Origin of the sequence: Aquibacillus sediminis (assembly GCF_005870085.1) — a bacterium.
GTDB classification, from domain to species: Bacteria; Bacillota; Bacilli; order Bacillales; family Amphibacillaceae; genus Aquibacillus_E; species Aquibacillus_E sediminis.
On the sequence record NZ_SZNM01000036.1, the window covers coordinates 1 to 25,147 of the forward strand.

The 25,147-nt window shown below is 38.6% G+C and carries 16 protein-coding genes; 3 read left to right on the forward strand and 13 right to left on the reverse strand.

The window, feature by feature from the left end:
- Positions 1 to 329: 329 nt before the first annotated feature.
- Positions 330 to 3,206, reverse strand: a complete 2,877-nt coding sequence (gene uvrA / locus FCI53_RS19630; protein WP_138420703.1) for an excinuclease ABC subunit UvrA — start codon at positions 3,204 to 3,206, stop codon at positions 330 to 332.
- 42 nt (positions 3,207 to 3,248) lie between these two features.
- Positions 3,249 to 5,231: an excinuclease ABC subunit UvrB gene (uvrB, locus tag FCI53_RS19635; RefSeq protein ID WP_138420704.1), complete on the reverse strand. Its 1,983-nt coding sequence runs from the start codon at positions 5,229 to 5,231 to the stop codon at positions 3,249 to 3,251.
- 440 nt (positions 5,232 to 5,671) lie between these two features.
- On the opposite strand from uvrB, the gene FCI53_RS19640 reads away from it, so the two are divergent.
- Positions 5,672 to 6,082 carry a FixH family protein gene (locus FCI53_RS19640; RefSeq protein ID WP_138420705.1) on the forward strand — a complete coding sequence of 137 codons (411 nt, stop codon included), beginning with the start codon at positions 5,672 to 5,674 and terminating at the stop codon, positions 6,080 to 6,082.
- 114 nt (positions 6,083 to 6,196) lie between these two features.
- Here FCI53_RS19640 and FCI53_RS19645 read toward each other — a convergent pair whose 3' ends face one another.
- A complete protein-coding gene (locus FCI53_RS19645) occupies positions 6,197 to 7,786 on the reverse strand; it encodes a peptide chain release factor 3 (protein ID WP_138420706.1) in 1,590 nt (529 codons plus the stop codon).
- A gap of 838 nt (positions 7,787 to 8,624) precedes the next feature.
- On the opposite strand from FCI53_RS19645, the gene FCI53_RS19650 reads away from it, so the two are divergent.
- Positions 8,625 to 11,846 carry a DEAD/DEAH box helicase gene (locus FCI53_RS19650; protein WP_138420707.1) on the forward strand — a complete coding sequence of 1,074 codons (3,222 nt, stop codon included), beginning with the start codon at positions 8,625 to 8,627 and terminating at the stop codon, positions 11,844 to 11,846.
- A gap of 228 nt (positions 11,847 to 12,074) precedes the next feature.
- Here FCI53_RS19650 and FCI53_RS19655 read toward each other — a convergent pair whose 3' ends face one another.
- Positions 12,075 to 13,283 (reverse strand): PDZ domain-containing protein, encoded by a 1,209-nt coding sequence (locus tag FCI53_RS19655; RefSeq protein WP_138420708.1) that lies wholly within the window; start codon positions 13,281 to 13,283, stop codon positions 12,075 to 12,077.
- 497 nt (positions 13,284 to 13,780) lie between these two features.
- On the opposite strand from FCI53_RS19655, the gene FCI53_RS21610 reads away from it, so the two are divergent.
- Positions 13,781 to 14,038 carry a hypothetical protein gene (locus FCI53_RS21610; RefSeq protein WP_171038251.1) on the forward strand — a complete coding sequence of 86 codons (258 nt, stop codon included), beginning with the start codon at positions 13,781 to 13,783 and terminating at the stop codon, positions 14,036 to 14,038.
- 266 nt (positions 14,039 to 14,304) lie between these two features.
- Here the strand turns inward: FCI53_RS21610 and FCI53_RS19660 are convergent, their stop codons facing one another.
- The 9 genes from FCI53_RS19660 to FCI53_RS19700 all read right to left on the reverse strand — a co-directional run bounded on the left by FCI53_RS19660 (position 14,305) and on the right by FCI53_RS19700 (position 25,091).
- Positions 14,305 to 15,831 carry a S41 family peptidase gene (locus FCI53_RS19660; RefSeq protein WP_246050165.1) on the reverse strand — a complete coding sequence of 509 codons (1,527 nt, stop codon included), beginning with the start codon at positions 15,829 to 15,831 and terminating at the stop codon, positions 14,305 to 14,307.
- A 221-nt stretch (positions 15,832 to 16,052) separates the two neighbouring features.
- On the reverse strand, positions 16,053 to 17,381 hold the full coding sequence (locus FCI53_RS19665; RefSeq protein ID WP_138420709.1) for a murein hydrolase activator EnvC family protein: 1,329 nt from the start codon (positions 17,379 to 17,381) through the stop codon (positions 16,053 to 16,055).
- A 60-nt stretch (positions 17,382 to 17,441) separates the two neighbouring features.
- Positions 17,442 to 18,332: a permease-like cell division protein FtsX gene (gene ftsX / locus FCI53_RS19670; protein WP_138420710.1), complete on the reverse strand. Its 891-nt coding sequence runs from the start codon at positions 18,330 to 18,332 to the stop codon at positions 17,442 to 17,444.
- Positions 18,322 to 19,008 carry a cell division ATP-binding protein FtsE gene (gene ftsE, locus FCI53_RS19675; protein WP_138420711.1) on the reverse strand — a complete coding sequence of 229 codons (687 nt, stop codon included), beginning with the start codon at positions 19,006 to 19,008 and terminating at the stop codon, positions 18,322 to 18,324. Before ftsE ends, ftsX begins: the two co-directional genes overlap by 11 nt.
- 451 nt (positions 19,009 to 19,459) lie before the next feature.
- Positions 19,460 to 21,196 carry a methyl-accepting chemotaxis protein gene (locus FCI53_RS19680; RefSeq protein WP_138420712.1) on the reverse strand — a complete coding sequence of 579 codons (1,737 nt, stop codon included), beginning with the start codon at positions 21,194 to 21,196 and terminating at the stop codon, positions 19,460 to 19,462.
- Positions 21,197 to 21,724: 528 nt separating this feature from the next.
- Positions 21,725 to 22,081: a response regulator gene (locus FCI53_RS19685; protein WP_138420713.1), complete on the reverse strand. Its 357-nt coding sequence runs from the start codon at positions 22,079 to 22,081 to the stop codon at positions 21,725 to 21,727.
- Between the two features lie 15 nt (positions 22,082 to 22,096).
- Positions 22,097 to 22,558 (reverse strand): chemotaxis protein CheW, encoded by a 462-nt coding sequence (locus FCI53_RS19690; protein ID WP_138420714.1) that lies wholly within the window; start codon positions 22,556 to 22,558, stop codon positions 22,097 to 22,099.
- A 17-nt stretch (positions 22,559 to 22,575) separates the two neighbouring features.
- Complete coding sequence (locus FCI53_RS19695; RefSeq protein ID WP_138420715.1) at positions 22,576 to 24,609, reverse strand: chemotaxis protein CheA; 2,034 nt, start codon at positions 24,607 to 24,609, stop codon at positions 22,576 to 22,578.
- A gap of 20 nt (positions 24,610 to 24,629) precedes the next feature.
- A complete protein-coding gene (locus tag FCI53_RS19700; protein ID WP_138420716.1) occupies positions 24,630 to 25,091 on the reverse strand; it encodes a chemotaxis protein CheX in 462 nt (153 codons plus the stop codon).
- Between the last annotated feature and the right edge of the window lie 56 nt (positions 25,092 to 25,147).

Consider the following 25,147-nt stretch of genomic DNA (forward strand, 5'->3'; position numbering starts at 1 on the left):
CTGTTTCTTGCTTAAACTGCTCACTATATCTTTGCCTATGTTCACCCACGGAAACCCTCCTAGTTATTATCATCATATCCAAATATGACTTTCGTTAACGGGGTATCCACTTTTTATTCTAGCTTCATTTATTCCTTTATTCCAACCATTTTGGCTAGTATTTGTGCCATTTTGCTCGATTAACGGAACAGATGTCCGATCCATACGCTTTTTTCGACTTAATTAGCTATTTAACGGATCAAATGTCCGCATCCATATTCTATGCGGACATTTGATCTCCTATTTTACGACATGCCACTTTATAAGCAGAACAAAAACACCAGCAATAGTTAGTTCGTCCCGATTTTCTCAGTTTCCGCAATTCGTTCTTCCATACGTTTACGATCGCGTTCTAGAACTGGTTTCAAATATTTTCCTGTGTAGGAATCTTTATGTTCCGCAACTTTTTCCGGTGTACCTGTGGCAACAATTTTTCCACCTCGGTCTCCACCTTCAGGGCCTAGATCAATAATATGATCTGCCGCTTTAATCACATCTAAATTGTGCTCAATAATTAACACTGTATCGCCATTATCAACAAGCCGTTGCAAGACTGCCAGTAATCGCGAAATGTCATCAACATGAAGTCCTGTTGTTGGCTCATCTAAAATATATAACGTTTTGCCGGTCGATCGACGGTGAAGCTCACTAGCAAGTTTCACACGTTGCGCTTCCCCACCAGATAACGTGGTAGCAGGTTGCCCTAGCCGGACATACCCAAGCCCAACATCAAAAATGGTTTGTAGTTTTCGTTTGATCTTCGGGATATTAGCAAAGAACTCTAACCCTTCCTCCACTGTCATCTCTAACACTTCTGCAATGCTTTTCCCTTTATAAAGCACATCCAATGTTTCACGGTTGTATCGTTTTCCATCACAAACCTCGCAAGGCACATAAACATCAGGTAAGAAGTGCATTTCGATTTTAATAATGCCATCGCCTCGACACGCTTCACAACGTCCACCTTTAACATTGAAACTGAAGCGACCTTTTTTATAACCACGCACTTTCGCTTCATTGGTTTGTGCAAATACATCGCGAATATCATCAAACACCCCTGTATAGGTGGCAGGATTGGAACGTGGTGTCCGACCAATTGGCGCTTGATTGATATCAATGACTTTATCCAAATTATCTGTTCCTTTTATTTCCTTATGCTTTCCTGGCTTTTGTTTGCCGCGGTGTAGTTTCATTGATAAGGATTTATGAAGGATGTCGTTAATCAACGTACTTTTCCCTGAACCAGATACACCTGTTACCGCGTTTAACACGCCAAGCGGGATTTTGACATTGGTTTTCTTTAAATTATTTTCTTGTGCCCCAACTACCTCGACAAACCGATCCGTTGGCTTACGTCGTTCATGTGGAATTGGGATAAATTGCTTGCCCGATAAATACTGCCCTGTCAGGGAATCAGGGTGTTCCATGACTTCGGCTGGTGTTCCACTGGCAACAATTTCTCCGCCATGTTCACCAGCACCTGGTCCGATATCAATTAGCCAGTCAGCTGCAAGCATCGTGTCCTCATCATGTTCGACAACAATTAGGGTATTCCCTAAATCTCTCATCCGTTTTAGTGTTCCAATCAAACGGTCATTATCACGCTGATGTAATCCTATCGATGGTTCATCCAATACATATAAGACGCCAGTTAATGCTGAACCAATTTGGGTTGCCAATCGAATCCGTTGGGCTTCCCCGCCAGATAATGTTCCAGCCGAACGTGATAAGGTTAAATAATCAAGCCCAACATTATTTAAAAATGTTAAACGATCATTAATTTCTTTTAAAATCATGGTAGCAATCGTTTTTTCTTTTTCCGATAGTTCTATTTTTCCAAAAAAGTCACGTGCTTCTGTTACCGATAATTCGGTCACTTTCCCAATGTGATCACCATTAATTAATACGGCCAATGTTTCATCTTTTAGTCGATAGCCTTTACATTTAGGGCAGGGCTTTTCTGCCATATATTTTTCCATTTGTTCACGGATAAAATCAGAATTTGTATCTCGATAACGACGTTCAATATTGGCAAGGACTCCTTCAAAATAAATATCTTTTTCTTTCAACATGCCAAATTCATTTTCATAACGAAAATGGATTAACTCATTACCACTACCATATAATATTTTATCAAGATGATCTTTCGGTAAATTTTTGACCGGTTCTTCCATGTCAATTCCATAATGGGTACAAACACTTTCTAGTAACTTTGGATAATAGTTTGAACTAGTAGGCTCCCAAGCAACAATTGCGCCCTCTTTTAATGTTCGGTCCAAATCAGGCAAAACAAGGTCAATGTCTACTTCTTGTTTGACGCCAAGACCATCACAACGTTCACATGCACCAAATGGGCTATTAAACGAAAATAGTCTTGGTTCCAATTCACCGATCGAAAAGCCACAGATAGGACAGGCATGATGTTCACTGAATAATAACTCCTCATCGCCGATGATATCAACAATTACTTTTCCTTCACCAAGGCGAAGTGCCGTTTCTAATGAATCCGTTAACCGAGCGTGAATCCCGTCTTTAACAACAATACGGTCCACGACTACTTCGATTGAGTGTTTTTTATTTTTATCTAATTTAATTTCTTCTGCTACTTCACGCATTTCCCCATCGACACGAATACGGACATAGCCTTCTTGCTTTAATTTCTCAAGAATTTTTACATGCTCACCTTTTCGTCCTGATACAACTGGGGAAAGAATTTGCAATTTGGTCCTTTCTGGATATTCCATAATCCGGTCTACCATTTGTTGAACGGTTTGCGAATTGATTTCGATTCCATGCTTTGGACAGGTTGGATGTCCGACTCTGGCAAACAATAGCCGTAAGTAGTCATAGATTTCCGTTACCGTTCCCACGGTTGACCGTGGATTTTTACTCGTTGTTTTTTGGTCAATCGAAATTGCGGGTGACAGTCCTTCAATCGCATCGACGTCTGGTTTATCCATTTGACCAAGGAACTGTCTCGCATAAGCAGACAATGACTCGACATAACGACGTTGACCTTCTGCATAAATCGTGTCAAAAGCCAAAGAAGATTTCCCTGATCCAGATAAACCTGTCACAACAATTAAGTTTTCTTTCGGTATGTTCACATCCATATTTTTTAAATTATGGGCTCTTGCACCTTGAATTGTTATCGATTTTTTACCCATTTATGGTCATCCTTCCACATTAAACTTCCGCTTTTCATATTTCTATCCTTCCGCTTTCAGTTCTAACACTAAGTCACGTAGTTCGGCGGCTTTTTCAAAGTTTAACTCTCTTGCAGCTTGTTTCATTTCTTTTTCCATTTGTTCGATCATTTTCTCTTTTTCTTTCTTCGTTAAGTGAGAAACTTGAGGCGTATCTTGCTTGTATTCAGCTGTGTCTTCTGCAGCAACTGTTGCGCGGATCACGTCACGAACTTCTTTCTTAATGGTTGTTGGCGTAATCCCATGCTTTTCATTATAGGCTTGTTGTTTTTCACGACGACGATAGGTTTCGTCAATCGCTGTTTGCATCGAGTCCGTAATCTTATCTGCATACATGACAACTAAACCTTTTTCATTACGCGCCGCTCGTCCCATCGTTTGAATGAGAGACCGTTCCGAACGTAGGAACCCTTCTTTATCCGCATCTAAAATGGCTACTAGCGATACTTCAGGAATATCCAATCCCTCACGAAGTAAGTTAATCCCAACTAATACATCATATTTACCAACACGCAAATCACGAATGATCTCAATTCGTTCCAATGTCTTAATTTCTGAGTGTAGGTACGCTACTTTTATGCCGACCTCTTTTAAGTAATCGGTAAGATCTTCAGACATTTTCTTCGTTAATGTGGTGACAAGTACCCGTTCATTTCGTTCGGATCGCTTGTTAATTTCACCGATTAAGTCATCGATTTGCCCTTCAATCGGTCGAACATTCACTTCTGGATCCAATAGCCCTGTTGGACGAATGATTTGTTCCGTCATTTTCGGCGTATGTTCTAACTCATATGGACCAGGTGTTGCGGAAACGAACACCATTTGATTTGCTTTTTTCTCAAATTCTTGGAAAGTTAGTGGGCGGTTATCCATTGCTGATGGCAGTCGAAAACCATGATCAACAAGTACTTGTTTTCGCGCTTGGTCCCCGTTATACATACCTCGAACTTGCGGTAAGGTAACATGTGACTCATCAACGACAATCATGAAATCGTCAGGGAAGAAATCTAATAATGTATACGGTGTAGAACCTGCCTCACGCAATGTCAAGTGTCTTGAATAGTTTTCAATCCCTGAACAAAATCCCATCTCATTCATCATTTCTAAATCATAGTTGGTACGTTGTTCAAGTCGTTGCGCTTCTAATAATTTATTTTGATCACGTAATTCTTTTAAGCGTTCTTGTAGTTCTTGTTCGATATTTTTGATTGCTTTTTTCAACTTTTCTTCCCCGGTTACGAAGTGTGATGCAGGGAAAATCGCAATATGTTCGCGGTCGCCAATAATTTCTCCAGTTAAGGCGTCAACTTCACGAATACGGTCAATCTCATCACCAAAAAATTCCACTCTAACACAATGTTCCTCTCGTGAAGCAGGAATAATTTCAACCGAGTCACCGCGAACCCGAAACGTACCACGCTGAAAATCAATGTCGTTTCTCGCATACTGAATATCGACAAGATTACGAAGCAATTCATCACGATCTTTTTCCATACCATTACGAATCGATAATACTTGATTCCGATATTCTTCCGGAGAACCTAGACCATAAATACAGGATACACTCGATACAATTAACACATCATCGCGTTCAAACAATGACGATGTAGCGGAGTGACGTAATTTATCAATTTCATCATTGATACTCGCATCTTTTTCAATAAACGTATCTGTCGATGGAACATACGCTTCAGGCTGGTAGTAGTCATAATAACTAACGAAGTATTCCACCGCATTATTAGGGAAAAACTCCTTAAACTCACTGTATAACTGTCCTGCAAGTGTTTTGTTATGCGCAATCACCAAGGTTGGTTTATTTACTTCTTTGATCACATTTGACATCGTGAATGTTTTCCCGGTACCTGTTGCGCCTAACAATGTCTGGTTTCTTTGTCCAGATTCAATGCCTTGGACTAATTCGGCAATTGCCTGCGGTTGATCACCTTGTGGTTGATAGTTTGAAACTAATTCAAATTGATTTTCCACGATCGAACCTCCATTTTATAAATGATATAGGGAGCGATCTTAGCCAAATCAGAAGCTAAGATGCCTAGCTTTTATTTACTTTCACAACTTAACAAGCAGGAAGCTCTCCATCTTAATATGTAAGAGATCCTAAGCGGGAGTCAGCTGCCTGTTCAGTTGAGTATGAACACCATTCTGATGGTCATTTCACTTTATCAATAGTTTACCATATTAAACTACATTTCGCCTAAAATTACGAACAAGTATTCGCCTATTGGGAATTCTCCTCATTTTTTAGCCTAACACGAACTGTGAATTTTTCTAGAAATATGATTACATCGGATATCGATGCGTTGATTCATTTATGGTTATAAGTATAGTTACTATTCATTGTTGTTTAAAAAGTTATTCTTTATAATTAAAATCAACATGATGTAATTATATAAGGAAGGAAGATTGTAGTGAAAAAATTAGTCTTTTCTATTGTCATGGTTGGCTTGCTTGCTGCATGTGGACAAACAGATGAGCAGCAGACTCAAACAGACAATGATGTAAGTATTCAACCGATTGAGGTCGATTTACAAGCACCATCAGCTTTAGATATTGGGGAGTCAACCACTATTGAAGCAGTTGTCACACAGGATGGCGAACCTGTTGATGACGCGGATTATGTGGAATTTGAAGTATGGTTGGATGACGATAAAGATGCAAGTGAAACATTTGACTCAGAATATCAAGGGGATGGCGTCTATGATTTTAATCATAGCTTTGATGAACCTGGTGTCTATTCCGTTCAGTCTCACGTTCAAGCTCGTGACATGCACACCATGCCGATTGCTGAGATTACCGTTGGGGATGTGGATGCGGAGTAAAATTGCGGTTGTTGTTATTGGGATTGGATCCTTTTTCGCTCGACCTGGATATTAAATGACACTAAAAACCTGCACAACCAGTTGTGGCAAACCAACTAGGGTGCAGGTTTTTTATTAATTATAGCTTTGGTCATATTGATTGACTTCAAACAAGTCAATTAGCTCCACATCAGGATTTTTATCTTTAAACCAGCGCAATGCAAAGTCATTTTTAAATAAAACTAGGAAATTGCCTTCACGGTCTTTAACTAACAAGTTCCGTTCATCAAATAAAGATGTATCAACTTGCTCTTCTTTTAACCAACGTGGAATTCGTTCGCCAACCGATTCAAGCATTACTTCAACATTGTACTCATTTTTCATGCGGTATTCGAACACTTCATATTGCAGTTCCCCAACAGCTCCTATGATATAAGATTCCATTGGATGGCCTTTAAATAATTGGATTGCCCCTTCTTGGACGAGCTGCTCCAAACCTTTTTTAAATTGCTTTGCTTTCATCACGTTTTTGGCCGTTACTTTTTTAAATAGTTCTGGTGGGAACTGTGGCAATTCATCATATTCAAAATTACCCTTTCCTTCTAGCAAGGTATCGCCAATCCGATACACGTTTGGGTCATAAATGCCAATAATATCACCTGGATAAGCTTCCTCGACGGTATCCCTTGATGATGCAACAAATTGCTGAATCTGTGACAATTTAAAGTCTTTACCGGTACGAGCTAACTTCACATTCATGCCACGTTCGAATTTACCTGAACAGACGCGCAAAAATGCCACACGGTCTCGGTGTGCCGGGTTCATATTCGCTTGGATTTTGAAAATAAACCCAGAGAAATCCTCTTTGTCAGGACTTACTAATCCTTCTGTTGTTTTTCTCGGTGTTGGATTTGGTGCCATTGAAATAAACGTATCAAAAAACGTTTGTACCCCGAATGGCGCAAGCGCACTACCAAAGAAGACTGGAGTTTGTTCCCCTTTCATAATTGCGTCTAAGGAGTACTGGTCACCTGCTTCATCTAGTAACTCCAACTCGCCTTCTGTCTCTTGGTAAGTCGGATCTGTAACTAATGCCTCGTGTTCCGGCTGATCTAATTCAGAGTATGGAATGAACGATTCCTGTTCATTTCCGTTATATTTAACAAATTGTTGATTGTATCGGTCAAAAATTCCCAAGAATCTTTTCCCCATTCCAACTGGCCAATTCATTGGATAGGTTTCAATGTTCAAGACTTCTTCAATTTCTTCTAACAACTCAAGTGGTTCTCTACTTTCACGGTCCATCTTATTAATAAACGTAAAGATTGGAATCCCACGCATACGACAAACTTTAAACAGTTTAATTGTCTGTGCTTCGATCCCTTTGGTTGCATCAATAATCATGACAACACTGTCAACCGCTGTTAATGTCCGATACGTATCCTCACTAAAGTCTTCGTGTCCAGGCGTATCTAAGATATTTACTTGATAATCTTTATATGGAAAATTCATCACACTTGATGTAACCGAAATACCACGTTGTTTTTCGATTTCCATCCAATCCGATGTAGCAAACTTACCAGATTTTTTTCCTTTCACCGTACCAGCAGATCGGATTAAATTCCCAAACAGTAGTAGTTTTTCCGTCAATGTCGTTTTCCCTGCGTCAGGGTGTGAAATAATCGCAAAAGTTTTTCGTTTCGATGCTTCGTCTTTTATACTCATAAAAATCCCTTCCAATCTATTCAAATTTAAATTTACTATTGATACTGTAAGTTATTTGCTTTAGTAAGGGATTTTTTACATCGGTATAATGCTCCTTCGTCATATAATTTCTCTTATCCAATTGAAAAATATAGCATGAACACACCCGTAAAGTCAATTATTGCCATGCTTTTCAATTACGTTCCCCTTGCCTAAACATGATATAATAGTAGGATGCATGTGAATGAAAGGGTAGAAGATTGTAATTTTATACTTGATTATTTTATGATCATAGTTTATAAATGCTAACTTAGAAAATACACAATGTTAAGATTCTAGTACCATCTCTATAAGATGAGTGCTAATAAATCGCTACGGAAATACACCTACGCTTTCCGCGGGGGCTGGTGAGCCTCCTCGTTCGTACCTCACTGCGGGGTCTCACCGATGCCACTAGTCCCACGGGAGTCTCCGTGTATTTCCTTCGCTAATTTGTGTACTCTGAAGTTTTATAGTGGATAGCCTAATAATAAAACAAAACATTTTTGAATCTTAGGTAGACACCTACCACTAATAATCACAAATGCTATATTATGTGCAGTAATATTTTGATGACTTTTTTCATCCTTAATAGCTGCATAAACTTATCATAAATCAGAACTTATCATAATGGAGCCAGAGGCCGTGCCCATAGAAAGCGTAATATTCTGCCAGAACGATTGTTATGCACTTATTTCAATCAGAATGCAAGAAAGTAAATAAGAGCGCAATTAGTGCATTAATACAGCTTTTTATGCACTAAAACAGCCTGTCATAAAATTACATTTATAGCAACCAACAGCAAAGGGAGGGATAAACGTTGCGAAGCTTTTTCTTAGATAAACAAGATATCGTTCGAAATACTGGTGAACGCTTTTATAAAAGAGGATATGATTATTTTAAAAAAGGACGCGTCTATGGATTATCATACAATCCTTCCATTAATTCTTGGCGTGGTCATGTACGTGGGGCAGAAACATACAATGTTCGAATTTTCTTTTTTGAAAATGATGATTTGGAGGCTAGTTGCGACTGTCCAGCGTATGAAACCCACTATACGTGCAAACATATTGCAGCTGTTTTGTTAGAAATTGGGCAACATTCTTGGAAACAACTCGATCAGGAACAACAGGATTACGATCCAATGATTGAGCATCCTTCAACCGTTCCAAATGATTTGTTTTCAACAAAAATGATTGAAGCCTTTACCACAGACCAACCAGTAAAAACAAGTAAACGAGAAATTGTCAACATGGAATACATTATCGGAATTCGAATTAATCCACATAATTCCAAATCCTTTTTGGAAATGGAAGTAAAACTAGGAGTGGAAAAACCTTACGTCATTAAAAATATTCGTGAGTTGCTGGTACACATCAAGAAACAGAAGGACTACAAAATCACACCAACATTCACCTATCAGCCAGAACATCATGTCTTCACCGAGGAAGACCAGCACATCCTAGCAGACTTAATCCAAGCCTATGAGAACGAAACAATCTTTGAAAACTCTTTTTCAAATCCACTTCATGAAAAACGCTCAATCGTGATACCACCTGGTTTAGCGGATAAACTGCTAACAAAACTTAGCAATCAAGAGTGTTACTACAAAGATTATGATGGCGGCCTGTCATTAGGAATTCGGTTTAATGAGGAGATTGATCCATTTAACTTCAAGCTTGACACGTTTGACGAACAAACCTTTACAATTGATGTTTCGGAACTTGCCACATACACGTACTTGGAAAGTTATGGCTATTTATTTGATTCTGGCAACTTTTACCGCCTAACACCTGAACAACAAGCAGTAATGGAGCAACTTTATACGGTACTGCCTTATCGAACGGAACAATCCCATCCAATTGTTGGTGATAAGATAAATGCCTTCATTAATAAGGTTGTACCGATGTTGGAAAAAGTCGGTAATGTACAATACACGAAGAATTCCAAGAAAAAAATTACGATTACAAATGTCAAACCAAAAATTTATTTAGATGAAAACAATAATAGTTTAACAGCTGAAGTTGAGTTTCATTATGGCGATAAAGTGGTGAAACCTTATCAAGATTTACCTCTAGATGCAGAAGCCATCAAGCGCGACACGACAAAAGAACTTGAGCTAATCAAACAAATCGAATACGCTGGTTTTTATTACTTGAATCAAAAATTTCAACTATTTAAATATGAACTGATTTTTAGCTTTTTACATGATGTCTTGCCCGTCCTTCATCAACAGGCTGACATCTATATTTCTGAACAAGTTCAGGCAATGATGGCACAAAGTGAGATTGATTTGTCATCATCGATAGATTTACAAGAGAACAGTGGGATGCTGGATATTCGCTTTGATATGGAAGGTATCACTGACAGCGAAGTTCAACATGTCTTGGAAGCGTTAATGGAAAAGAAACGCTATTACCGTATCCCAAACGGTGCGCTACTATCCCTTGAAGGAGAAGGGTTTGATTCCTTTCGCGAACTAGCTCAAAATCTACAACTGAAGAAAAACCAGCTACAGGATGGACAATTACAAGTTTCTGCCGCTCGAAGTTTTCAGGTGGAAGATGCCTTACAACCAAGTTATTTCCAATACAGTGAAGCATTCGAAAACTTGCTAACACAATTAAAACATCCGACGGAATTAAACTTCCCCCTCCCTAAACAGCTTGAAGCTGAGTTACGGGATTATCAGCATACTGGTTTTCAGTGGATGAAGACTTTATCCCATTATCACCTTGGGGGAATCCTTGCTGATGACATGGGATTGGGAAAAACGGTACAAACGATTAGCTACTTGCTGTCTGAGAAAGAAGCAAGCAGCCAAGCCTATCGGGCACTTATCGTCGCCCCTGCTTCGCTTGTCTACAATTGGAAAAAGGAATTTGAAAAATTTGCACCAACAATGACGACCAAAGTTGTTTCAGGCTCAAAACAGCAACGCCGACGGGCCATGACTGCTGATGAATCAGTCGACATTTATATTACGTCGTATCCTTTATTACGAAAAGATATTGATTTATATGAACACACTTATTTTGATGCCTTGATTTTAGATGAAGCCCAAGCGATTAAAAATCATTTAACATTAACAGCTAAAGCAGCAAGATCGATTCAAGCGGGAAATCGTTTTGCATTAAGTGGAACACCAATTGAAAATTCCTTGGAAGAACTATGGTCGATTTTCCAAACGATCTCACCGGGATTATTTGGTAACAAACAGACATTTCTATCATTTGATCCTAACTATATCGCTAAAATTACTCGGCCATTCATTTTACGTCGAATCAAAAAAGATGTATTACATGAACTCCCAGATAAGTTAGAAACCGTTCAGTATTCCGAATTGACGAAAAATCAAAAAGAAGTCTATCTCGCTTATGTAGAACGGATGCAACAACAACTCGATCAAACCGTTCAAGAAAAGGGATTTGAAAAAGGGAAGTTAGAAATATTAGCTGGATTAACCCGCCTGCGCCAAGTATGCTGCCACCCTAGTTTATTTTTGGATAATTATACGGGGCAGTCAGGCAAACTAGAGCAACTAAGAGAATTGGTCGATGAATTACAGGCTAACGGGAAGCGCGCATTAATTTTTTCTCAGTTTTCCAGTATGTTGTCGATGATCAATACAACCTTACAACAAGAAAACATTGATACCTTTTATTTAGATGGTTCCACCCCAGCACAGGAGCGGATGGACATGGTCGATCAATTCAATGAAGGAGAAAAATCGATTTTCCTTATTTCCTTAAAAGCAGGGGGAACTGGGTTAAATTTAACCGGTGCTGATACCGTCATTCTCTTTGATTTATGGTGGAACCCAGCAATCGAAGAACAAGCGGCAGGTAGAGCCCATCGAATTGGACAAAAGAAGGTAGTCCAAGTGATCCGAATGATTACAGAAGGCACGATCGAAGAAAAAATTTACGAGTTGCAACAGAAAAAACGAGAATTAGTCGATCAAATCATCCAACCAGGTGAAACGATGCTATCGAAACTGTCGGAACAAGAAATACGAGAGCTGTTGGAGATGAAAGGGTAATATAAAGTGAGTAAACCTCGGACAACGGAACATTGGGACGGACATTTGTTCCGTTATTTGAGGTGAAAAAGGGTAATTTCCTGGTTTTATGGACATCTGTTCCGTTATTTACTAAAAAAGTAGCCAATAGCGCAATTTCCATCAAATAAGGTACTAAATGTCCATATATATGAGAATCCTTGAATCCAAAAAACCTCCCGAACACCGCGGGAGGTTTTTGCTATGTTTTTAATCTAATTTTCTATTTTCCACTTCTTGCCGATACTGATCTTTTACAAATAATAAACCTAGTTCGTGATGTTCGCCTTGATACATTGCCCGCTGGACGAAACGTACTTCACCACGATCATCAATAATATCAAGTTTACAAAAAGCGCTGTTTAACTGTAAGGCTTCATAAAACTGCTCTTCATTATGAACAGTTTGTCCATTAACCTTGTTGATTTTTTCGCCTGGTAACAACCCTAAAATATCAGCAGGCCCACCTGGAATCACACCTAAAATAAACAAACCAGTTGGATCAGGGCTAAAAAATGGCTTTTTCTGTTGATCAATGATTCGGTGTCGATAAGAAATAAATTCCCTGCCGACTAATGCAACAATCACGGCCACCGTCGCTAAAATTGGTACATACATGCCTGCGATTGCTAGCGCTAATGTCAGTAATCCGAGTAATAATACCGACTGACCTAAATGTCGGGAAAATTTAGTTGGTAAGGCACCCCTAAATACATGTTCAAAACCAATCACAATAGGTAATACGATTAACCCATAGGACTGTCCATCAATTTGAAACACTGGCCACCAATCGGCAATTGGTAAAATGGCACCACCTGGTACTAATGTAAAAAAAGGAATCATTGCTAACTTTTTAACGCGGTGTTGTCCAATCCATTTACCACGATTTCCTTTTACCAGTTCAGGGAAGGATTCTTGTCGTGTAACTCTGAATAACAAAATAGCCTCTATAATAACAAATAATCCTAATAGAATTGCGAAACTAACAAAGTGAAAATTAAATAATCCTTGTTTCCACGGTTCTAACCATTGAACATCAAAACTCTCATCGATGTAAGGTAGAACAGATAACAGTAGTAAATAGGTAAACCCAAACGTGTACGCTGCGGATAGCCAGGTGAATCTTTTCGTTAACGTTAGAAGGAATGTAATGACTGCTAATAATAAAATGACAGCAGGATCAAGCATAAATCCAATCCCAATCGTAATAACAGAAAGGACTAAACCACTTAAAATGGAAACGGACCAGGTTCGATGCCATTCAGAAAAAACATCAAACACTTTTGTACCAAACTGTTTTCGTTCCTGTTTAATTCTAGTTAAGGAGGTTAGTATCGTTAATAAAATAAACCAATACAGCAGTGGATGAAGAAAGACTTTCCCTATCCCTTTTGCAACCTCTAAAAACCAACCCTCCATAAATACTCCCCTTCCCATCGAGCTCTCTATGTAAAAATTTATATATAGGACGATTCTAATCTGATTATACGCCGATACAAAAATAAATGCTATAGTATAAACAAATTCGATAACATCGCTCATTTTCCTGCATGAAGTTGCAAATTGTGATGGGAAAGTGATCGAGGATCGACTCCTGACTCCTATTAAGAGGGTTGCCTTTTTATCAAGGGGGAAGATTTCAGTTTTTGGTTGATGAACATAAGCTGAATTATGCTAGTGAAGTACAGTGAATTTAAAAAGCACACGGAAACAACGAAAAAAGTGCTAGATGATGTATAAAAAAGCCGTAATCACGCAGGATCTTTGGAAAAAACGCTAGATGATGTATGAAAAAGCCGTAATTACGCAGGATCTTTGGAAAAATCGCTGGATGATGTGTGAAAAAGCCGTAATCACGCAGGATCCTGGGAAAAACGCTAGATGATGTATGAAAAGGCCGTAATCACGCAGGATCTTTGGATAAATCGCTAGATGATGTATGTAAAAGCCGTAATCACGCAGGATCTTTGGAAAAATCGCTGGATGATGTTCGAAAAATCCATAATCAGGCAGGATCTTTGGAAAAAACGCTAGATGATGTACGAAAAGGCCGTAATCACGCAGGATCTTTGGATAAAACGCTAGATGATGTACGAAAAATCCATAATCACGCAGGATCTTTGGAAAAAACGCTAGATGATGTACGAAAAGGCCGTAATCACGCAGGATCTTAAGTAAAAAGCGCTGGATGATGTATGAAAAGGCCGTAATCACGCAGGATCTTTGGAAAAAACGCTAGATGATGTATGAAAAAGCCATAATCACGCAGGATCTAAAGAAAAGTACTCAAATAAAAAGAACTATTATAAAAGTTAATGCACATATTAATTGAAAAAGACCTTTCGTCTAGAGAATTGTGTGCTTCAGCCTTGGCCAGGGTACGTAAACCAAAAAACATCCGCAAGTTTCCCCGCGGATGTTCCCTTTAAAATCTAATGCTTTATTCAAATAGCACTTCCACTGCGCGTTGTTTTTGTACATCATTTTCGCCTGCTTGGATAATTTCTACGATCTTGGTTTGCAGTAATTCTGCCGTGTCAGTGTTAATTTCACCTGTAACGGTTAGGTCATTATCTTGTTGGAATTTGCTTACTACTTCTTCCGTTTGTTCATCATAATAACCATCCTCACGACCGGCGTCATATCCAAGTCCTTTTAACATAATTTGTGCATTTTCAATTTTATCATTGTTTTCATTAAGTGTTAAAGGTTCCTCAATTTGAATTGGATTAGCGTAAAAATAATCAGGTTGTTTCACTTCATGTGTTGGCTGAACCCCTTCTTCATGAATCCAATTTCCTTCAGGTGACAACCATTTGAACATCGTTAACTTAATTGTACTGCCATCTCCCATTGGAATCGTTTGTTGTACCGTACCTTTACCGAAACTAGGGGTACCGACAATGTCGTAACCGCCAGCTTCTTTCATTGATACAGCCAAAATCTCAGATGCTGAAGCACTTCCTTCATCAATTAGCACACTGATTGGATAATCCTTTGGCTGATCCAACTCTGAGAAGTATCGTGATGTTTGGTCATCTCCATCAGCTATTTGCATGTAAGGTTGGTCCTTGGTAATAAAATTCTTTAAGATTTCTTGAATCGACGGTAATAACCCACCTGGATTTCCACGGACATCGATCACCAAGCCATCAATATTCTCTTCTTGTTCTAAACGAGTTAATTCCTCTTTAAAACGACTCTCTGTATCTTCTGAGAATGAAGTGATTTCGATGATACCAGCCTTTTGACCATCTATTTCTTGAATCTCCGAATAAACAGTCTCTAATGGAATGTCATCTCTTGTCAACTCAACATCAAATGGTTCATCCACACCTGGACGCTCCACTTCTATTGTAACTTTTGTCCCTTCTTCTCCACGGATGAGGGAAACAGCTTCATATAATTCGTACCCTTCCACACTTTGATCATCCACTTTAAGAATTTGATCGTTTGGTTTCAAACCTGCTTTCTCTGCTGGAGAATCTTTAATTGGAGCGACAATGGTCACTTTGCCTTCCACCATACTTACTTCCGCACCAATTCCTTCAAACGATGATTCAATCTGATGATTGAACTCTTCTACGGTCTCCTTATCCATATACACACTATATGGATCTTCCAAGGTTTTCAACATCCCTTGGATTGCACCTTCTAATAACTGATCTTTATCTACCTGTTCTAAATACTGGTTTTGAATTAGATCAATCGCCTGGCTTACTTTTTCCAAATCCTCTGAGTCAGTAGAACCTTGTAAACTATTCAAAAATTCTTGCTGTTGTTCTGTGGGCAAATCGGAAAAACGCTGCCCTTCTGATGATGCAGTACTATTACTTTCAGTTGTTTGCTGAGCTAATTGGACACCAACAAACGAACCAACTGCTCCTAATAGTAAAGCAGCAACTAGCAATCCAATTATGTAACTTTTTTTCAAATTCAATGATTTCACCTCTATATCTTGATTCATTTTGTTGGTTCTCACCATGTCACAATGGTTTTGATGTTCCCTTCACCCAACTATTAAGTATGCACGTTACGATAGTGCTTGTCTATCTATAAAAAAACATCACACTATGTTGTGCAATGTTTTTTTATGGTTTAGCTTATGCGATAACTGGTTTATTCATGTCTATTATTTTCGATTGTACCAACCGTTACCACTTGCTGCGTTTCTTTGTCGCGAATTAGTTACTGAAATAAATATGGTCTTGGATCAACAGCATCGCCTCTTGTGGCGCTGCCTTTTCTAATTTCAAAATGTAAATGTTGTCCAGTAGAATTCCCAGTAGATCCCATTAACCCTATTTTTTGACCACGGCTAACGGTATCTCCTTCAGATACAGTTATGGATCCATTTCGCAAGTGATAATATACGGTTGTATATTGTTGACCATCTAAGTAATGGGTAATAAAAATAGCATTCCCTATTTCACTACCTGGATAATCATAAAAGACAGATGAAACAACACCGGCAGCAGACGCATAAATTGGAACCTCTCCGGATGCAGCAATATCCATACCTGTATGCGGTCGAACGATGTTTAAAATGGGATGCATACGATTTGGATTAAACTCTGAGCTAACATATGTAGCACCTGCTGGCCAACCAAACAAGTCACCACCGCTTTTTGGCGGATTAGAAGCTGAGCCACCTTCTTTTGATAATTGCTCTAGTCTTTGTTTCTCATTTTGTGCTTGTTGAATTGCCTTTTCTAAAGCTGCTTCCTCATTACGAATCAATTGTTCCTCTTCTTCTAAAGTTAACTGATACTGATGTAACTCTTCTTTCTCGATTTCTAATTGTCTTTTTAATTGTTCGCCTTCTTCTTTTTGTTGGCTAAGTTGTGTTTTTAATTGTTCTAATTCTTGTTTTTGATCTTGTAAATCTTGTTTCTTTTGTTCAAGATTATCCTGTTTTGTTTCTAATTCTTCTTGTTTTTGATCAAGCTCTTCTTTTTCAGATTTATGTGTGTCCATTATTTTTTTATCTTGGTCCATTATTTTAACAACGGCTGTTGCCCGATTAATAAAATCACCAAAACTTTGCGCTCCCATTAGAACTTCTAAGTAACTAATATTACCACCATTCTGTTGGAGTGCTCGCAAGCGATTTTTTAATAATTCTTCTCTTCTTTCAATACGTTCGATTAATGCTTCTATTTCTTCTTCCAATTCTTCAATATCTTGTCGTGTTTGTTCAATTTCGTTATTTGTTTCTGTAATTTCATCTTCTTTTTTCGTTAATTGTACTTGGGTTTCTTCTAGTTCTTGACTAAGCTGCTCAATTTCGTTTAGCACTCTTTGCTGTTCTGATTCATTTTCAGCAATTTTCGCCTCTGTAGATTGTTGTTTATTTTCAATGTCTTGTCCTTGATTACTGACCGATTCTTTTTCCCTTTTAAGGTCATTAATTTGGTCATTCAAATCTGATTCATTCGCTAAAACTTGTACAGAACTCGGAAAAAATATTCCGAGTGTCACTGCCAATATGGCAAAATAAGAAAGCCTCCGCTTCATGAACCAATCCCCTCCTCTGCTACATACATGTCATTCGCCATTGCGTTAGTTGTTTATCTATTAAACTTTCAAGAATTTTCGTATACTCATCAAGCTTCCCCAAACACCAATACCTGCTCCTATCGCTAAAATGATCAAGGATAACTGCCAGACAAATGGGTTAAATGGTAAAAGCTCGACAAAACTAAATTGTTTTAAAGCTACATTTTGCTCTAAGAAATAATACCCTGACACGATAACGGCAATCGGTAGAATGCTACCGAACACTCCTAACAATAGGCCTTCAACGAAAAATGGCCAACGTATAAAACCGTTTGTTGCCCCAACGAGTTTCATAATACCAATTTCTTTTTTTCGTGCTAAGATTGTTATTTTTATCGTATTAGAGATTAAAAAGATCGCCGTAAATACGAGACCGATAATTAACACTAGTCCAATATTTCTTGCATAATCATTAAAACGAAATAGATTTTGCACAGCTTCTTGTCCATACACTACGTCATTGACATTATCAATCCTGCCAATTTGGGGAGCGATTTTCATCGTATCTGTTGGATCTTCCGTTTTTACCACATAGGCGTGGTTCAAAGGGTTGTCCTGTTCATACAACTGCCAAATGTCACCTTCATCACCCATACTGCTAATTAAACTGTCCAATTCCTCTTCCTTGGAAGAAAAATTGACAGAAGCGACTTCAGGAATTTTTCTTATTTCATCCCCTATTGCTTCAATTTGTTGTTCATCTGCGGTTAATTCTACTAACACTTTAATCTCAACATCTTTTTCTAAGTTGGTTGCAATGTGATTTAAATTCATCATCAATGCTAGAAAAGCACCAACCAATACGAGCGTTGTCGTAACCGCTCCAACCGATGCAACCGTCATCCAACCGTTCCGCCAAATATTTTTCGAGCCTTCACGAAAGTGTCTTTTCATTGTATTAAGCTTCATAGCCGTATTCACCTCTGTGCTCGTCACGTACGATTAAGCCACTCTCGATTGCAATCACACGTTTTTTAATCGTATTAACAATGTCTTTGCTGTGTGTAGCCATGATAATCGTTGTCCCACCGTCATTAATCTCTTCTAAAATTTGCATGATGTCCCATGAAGTATCTGGATCTAGGTTACCGGTAGGCTCATCCGCGATTAATAATTTTGGATGGTTAACAATCGCCCTCGCAATTGCGACACGTTGTTGTTCCCCACCTGACAATTCATCAGGAATGAATCTCGCTTTATTTTTCAACCCTACTAAATCGAGTACTTGCATCACTCGACGACGTATATTTTTTGGTGATTCTTCAATTACCTCTAAAGCAAACGCAATATTCTCATAGACTGATAGTTTAGGAAGTAATTTAAAGTCTTGATAAACAACACCAATATCTCGTCGTAAATAAGGTACTTGTTTCCATTTCATGTTTGTTATATCTTTGTTATTTATAATAATAGACCCTTTGGTAGGCTGCTCTTCTCGAAACATTAACTTTATAAATGTTGATTTTCCAGCACCACTCGGTCCCACTATATAAGCAAAATCACCTTGTTCAATCATGACATCAATGCCATTTAATGCGGTTACACCATTTGAATACGTTTTATATACACCTTGCATTTCTATCATTTTAAGATCACCTTTATCTAGTAAGAATGTTTGTCGTGATGTCTGTTTTTCTGTCTCTTTACACTATTAAAGTGTCGAAACAAATAAGTCATCTCCTATTATAACATCTAAATTCTATTTTTTTAGACAAAATATTATTACATTTATATTTCATAGAAATTTTTTTTGTGAATGAAAGAGTTTTTATGTAGTTTTTGTTTGGATTACCTCGAAAGCTGCGCATATTCAGGTAAATGTTGGGAAAGATTGTCGGTTCACGATTATGGTTCTTGTAAAAGCCAGTTCCATCTATCGGAATAGGGCTTGTACGGGGTAATACACTGTACTTTTTCCGACTGAATCTACCATGACTGCCCTTCTCTTAGTTGATTCGCTTCCCTTTTACGCCTGTGAAGCTATCAAATAAAAAGGACCACCAATCATTACTGGTGATCCCTTTTATTCTACAAAGTTAAAGTTTGAATTGGCGAATCAATCCATTAAGATCTTCTGCTAATGTTGCTAACTGATCAGAACTTGAAACAATTTCTTCCATCGAACTTGACGTTTGTTGTGCAGATGCAGAAGTTTGTTCAACACCTGCTGCCGCTTGTTCAGAAACAGAAGCAATTTCTTCAATCGACTGATTCATTTCTTGACTACTTGTAGACATTGTTGCTAGATTCGCTGTTACAGATTCAATGTTTGTCACCATTTCTTTCACGGCATCATCAATTTTAGTGAATGTTTCTCCTGTCGTCTTCATTTGACTTGTTCCTTTTTCCACTTCTTGATAGCCGGACATTAGTGAATTAGTTACCGTATTCGATTCCGTTTGAATGCTAGTCACAATTCCCGTTATGTCTGTCACCGAGTCACCAACTTGTTCTGCAAGTTTGCGCACTTCATCCGCAACGACCGCAAATCCTTTCCCGTGCTCACCTGCACGTGCTGCTTCAATCGCAGCATTTAATGCTAATAAATTGGTTTGATCGGCAATATCTTTAATAACCGACACGAGCTTGGAAATTTCCTGTGATTGTGTGTCCAAGCCTTTTACCTTATCAACCGCTTCTTTGACAATATTGTCAATGGTCGCCATCTGATCGGCAGATTTTTCCATTAATTTGGCACCTTGATTCGTCATATCAAGTACTTGATTGGAAGATTGATAAATATGATCACCATTTGCATTAGCTTCTTGCATCTTAGCCGTAAACGACTCCATTGCTGAAGAAAGGTCCCCCGCATGATTCGCCTGTGATTCAGAACCAGATGCTAATTCCTGCATCGTAGAAGCAATCTGCTCGGAGCCTTGTTTTACTTCGTTGGCAGATTGACTTAGTTCTTCACTTTGACTACTTACCGTTTCTGAAATCTCGGAAATTTGATGTACCATCCCTTTTAAACTTGCACCCATGCGATTAACGGATTGTGCTAGACGGCCAATTTCATCATTTGCATCATATGTAATCGATGAAAAACTAAGATTTCCACCAGCGATTTGATCACTGACTTCTACAACTTCATTGATATTTCTCGATACCATACGACTAATGAAGTATACGAGCAAACTACCAATAATAATCGTTAATAGCATTGCTATTATTAACACATTAAGTGTTAATTGTTGATTAAGATGTGCTTGACTTACCGCTGTGTCTCGCTCATCATTGACGATCGTGCGTAATTCTTCTAATAAATCTACTGTATCCGAACGAAGATCATTTACCTGACGTACATATTTATCTGCAGTAGAGATGGTTCCCCGATTGATTGCTGGTATAATGCTGTCTTCAACTATTTGATTCATTTCATCATCATTTGCTGATATTTGATCAAATAGTTGTTGTTGTTCTGGTGTGTCCATTTTTTCTTCAATGGTTGCCTCTAAAGTCTCAAACTGCTCGGATCGCTCGTCGTATTCATGAATGTAACTCTGATTACGTTCTCGAACATAGCTAACAACTCGAATCCCTTTCGAACGTATTAAAGACCCCATCTCCGTCACTTCGACTGCACGGTCTCCTCTTCGTTCAAGTGCATCGATATCCTTGCCAATTCCGTTGATAAAAAAGCCCACTACAGCTGTGGAGATACCAAACAATAGTAAAACCGTGATTAAAACAACGCCATACTTCCATCCTATATTTAAATTTCTTAAAAATTTTACGTTTAGCTTCCCTTTAATTGCTTTCTTCCCTTTCATTCCCTTGACCCCCAAAATGTCAACTCAACTTTTTCTTTTTGCCTTTTCTCTGTTTTTTGCGGAGTGGCTATATACTGTGCAATAACCACCACTACCCTTTATAAGATGAGTGCTAATAGATCGCTGCGGAAATACACTACGCTTTCCTGTGGGGGGCTGGTGAGCCTCCTCGTTCGTACCTCACTGCGGGGTCTCACCGATGATAAATTAAGGATCACAGGCTAAAACCGTCCTTGTCGGACAACGCCTGCATAACCCTTGCCGGGCCTCGGGAGTCTCCGTGTATTTCCTCCGCTGTTCGTGAGCAATGAATTTTTATAGAAAGTGGCTTAATTGCTTTAATGCTAATGATGCGCTTATATCGTTGTATACGATATTGCCTTCACCGATGTACACTATTATAAATCAGAAAACTTATACCAGCGAAGGCATTAATACTTATTTCAATCAAAGAAAGCAAAATTACGAAGCTTACTGCGCATTATATAGCTTTTGTACAATATTAATCTACTAAAAATGAGCCTCTGTTTATAATACTTTGTTTAATGCTTCTTCAATTCGATCTGGTGTGAATGGTTTGACGATGAAGTCTTTTGCTCCGGCTTGGATCGCTTCGACAACGCGATCTTGTTGTCCCATGGCAGAACACATAATCACCGTTGCACCTGCATCCTTTTGTTTTATTGCTTTCAACGCTTCGACGCCATCTAATTCAGGCATGGTAATATCCATCGTCACTAAATCTGGTTGCAATTCGGCATATTTCTCAATCGCGTCTTGACCATTTTCAGCCTCTCCAACTACCTCGTGACCTAGTTTTCCTAAAATATCTTTTAACTGCATGCGCATGAATGCAGCATCATCTGTAACTAAAATTTTTGCCATTTTGAATCCCCTTCCTTAATCTGTAATTGTATCTTCGACAGCATTTATTTCATCAACATTAAGTACACGATCTAAGTCTAATAAAATAATTAATTGATCGTCTCGTTTTACAACACCTGTGATATATTCTTCTGTTACACTTCCAATCATTTGCGGTGGATCATCGATCGTTTCCGGATCAATGTCAACTACATCTGTCGCCGAGTCCACGATTAACCCTACCTGTATATCCTCAATCGTGATGATTACAACTCTCGTATTATCGGTGTATTCCGCCTTTCCGATATGTAACCGTTCCTTTAAGTCAATAATTGGCGTTATGTTCCCACGTAGATTGATGACGCCTTTAATAAAGTCGGCGGTACGAGGTACTGTCGTAACATGCTCAAGCTTTTCAATCGAACTGACTTGTTTGATATCTGCAGCATAATGCTCGTCTGCTAATTGAAACACAATAACTTTGGATATTTCCTCCATTGTGAAAACTCCTCTACCTATTTTATTAATGCATTTGGATCAATGATTAGCGAAACATGGCCATCCCCTAAAATCGTTGCGCCTGAGATTGCATAAACATCTTTCAAATAGTTTCCTAATGACTTTAACACGACTTCTTTTTGTCCGATGAAAGAGTCAACAATTAAGCCTGTCATTTTCTCGCCTTTTTTGACAACAACGACAGAGATGTCTGTTTTTTCGGTACGTTCCTCTTGAGGCACTTCAAACACATCTGCTAATGAAACAATCGGGATCACTTTTCCTCTAAAATCCATCACAGGTTTCTGTTGTACATTCATGATTTGATCATTTGTTAATGCAACAGTTTCCTCAATCGATGACAATGGAATCGCATAGGTTTCGTCTGAAACAGTTACAAGTAAGGTTGATAAAATCGACAAGGTTAATGGTAGTTGAATCGAAAATTTACTTCCATGTCCTGGTTCTGATTCAACAAAAATATGTCCACCAAGTGATTCAATTTTATTTCGTACCACGTCTAGCCCAACACCACGTCCAGAGATATCGGAGACTTTGTCAGCAGTACTGAAACCTGATGTTAAAATTAAATCATATACATCTTCATCGGATAGCTTTTCTGCACGATCTTCACTCAATATTCCATTGGCAATTGCCTTTTCGATGACTTTTTCACGATTAATCCCGGCACCATCATCTTCCATCTCGATCATGACATGATTGCCACTATGGAATGCACGTAATTGCAATGTACCTTTAACAGGTTTGCCTTGTTGCTTCCGCTTTTCAGGGCTTTCAATCCCATGGTCAATCGAGTTACGGATCAAATGGACAAGCGGATCCCCAATCTCATCAATAACAGTCCGGTCTAATTCGGTATCGGCACCACTAATATGTAGTTCCAAATCTTTTTCTAGATCTTTAGCTAGGCCTCGTACCATTCGCGGGAAGCGATTAAATACTTGTTCAATCGGCACCATACGCATCGTCAACATCATGCTTTGCATGTCTTGGGAAACTCTTGACATATGTTCCACCGTTTCGATTAGTTCATGATTGCCTAATTGTTTCGATAAATCTTCCAGTCGACCACGGTCAATCACCATTTCTTCAAATAAATTCATCATGCTGTCAATTCGTTCAATATTTACGCGAATCGTTTTTGATGTTGAAGGCTTTTTCTCTTGAGTAGGGGCAGTAGTTTGTTTCGTTTCAGCCGCCGTATTATCTTCTTTTTCTATTTTTTCATCTTGTTGCTTGGATTCTTTGGATTCGGTTTCGTTTGGACTTGGTGATGCAGAATTATCCAAATCAGCCAACACAGATATGTTTACAGATTCTAACTCTGACACTTTATGAAGGCGTTCTTGAATCGCCGTTTCGTTATGTTTAGAAAGTAATAGGACGGTGAATTCCTGATCAAATTTCTCTTCTTCCAATTCTTCAGCGGCAGGTACGGACTGGATCACTTCCCCAAATTCTTCTAAACCTTCAAACACCATGAAAACACGTGCAGCCTTTAGCATACAATCAGCAGTTAGACGTATGGTTATGTTATAAGCTTGATAGCCTTGCTCTTTGGCTTGGGAAATAACAGTTGATTGGTAGTCATCCAATTCCATCTCTGTTGTTTGAGACTGATTATTTTCTGATGACTCCTCTGCTACCGTTTCTCCTGTTTCAATTTTTTGTAAATGGGCAAGTAAATGGGAGACATCCTTTTTCCCATCCCCACCTTCTGCAATCGAAGCAACCATCTCTTCTAATGCTTCAACGGCTTCAAATGTTACATCAATTACTTCCGTCGTAACTTGTAATTCGTTATTTCTGATCAGGTCTAAAACATTTTCCATCTTATGGGTTAAGGAAGCTATTTCTTCATACCCCATTGTTGCTGCCATCCCTTTTAACGTATGGGCAGAACGAAAAATTTCAGCAACTAAACTCATTTCTTGCGGTTGTTTTTCTAATTTGAGCAAATGATCATTCACTGCTTGTAGATGGTCACGACTTTCATCAAGAAAAACTTCGACATATTGATTCGTATCCATTTAGCTCTTCCCTCCTACTATTAATCTAGCAACATATAAATAAAAATCGTCCCAGTGTCTTCCAAAACTATTGGTAATTTCACTGCTTTTTCATAGCCTGTTAACGTTGTATCCCCTTGTAACATGGTTGGGGCTGTGATATCCATACGCGTTCCATCTACGTTCATATTGGTCGAAAGTCCACCCGCAATCATATTTCCTAATTCTCCACTAAAGGAAGAAAGCATCTCCCCTTCTAGTGGCATGCCAAACATTTTTTCTCCAATCGTGCCAAACACAGTAGATTCACCTGCCAACACTAGCTTTCCTTTTATATCCCCTGTAATGCCTATCAGAACACCAAAGGTTAGCTTTAAAGAACTTTCTAATAAGTGTGGTGCTTCGGTATTATGATTGATTGGTATAACATTTTTAACAGATGAAATGGTCCCATTTAATAGATCGGTAACCGTTTTACTTCTTTGCTCTGTTGTGTTTAACAATTTTCCATCCCCTTTATTGCTTGCTAAATAAAAAGGCTACCAACGATTTGTAGGTA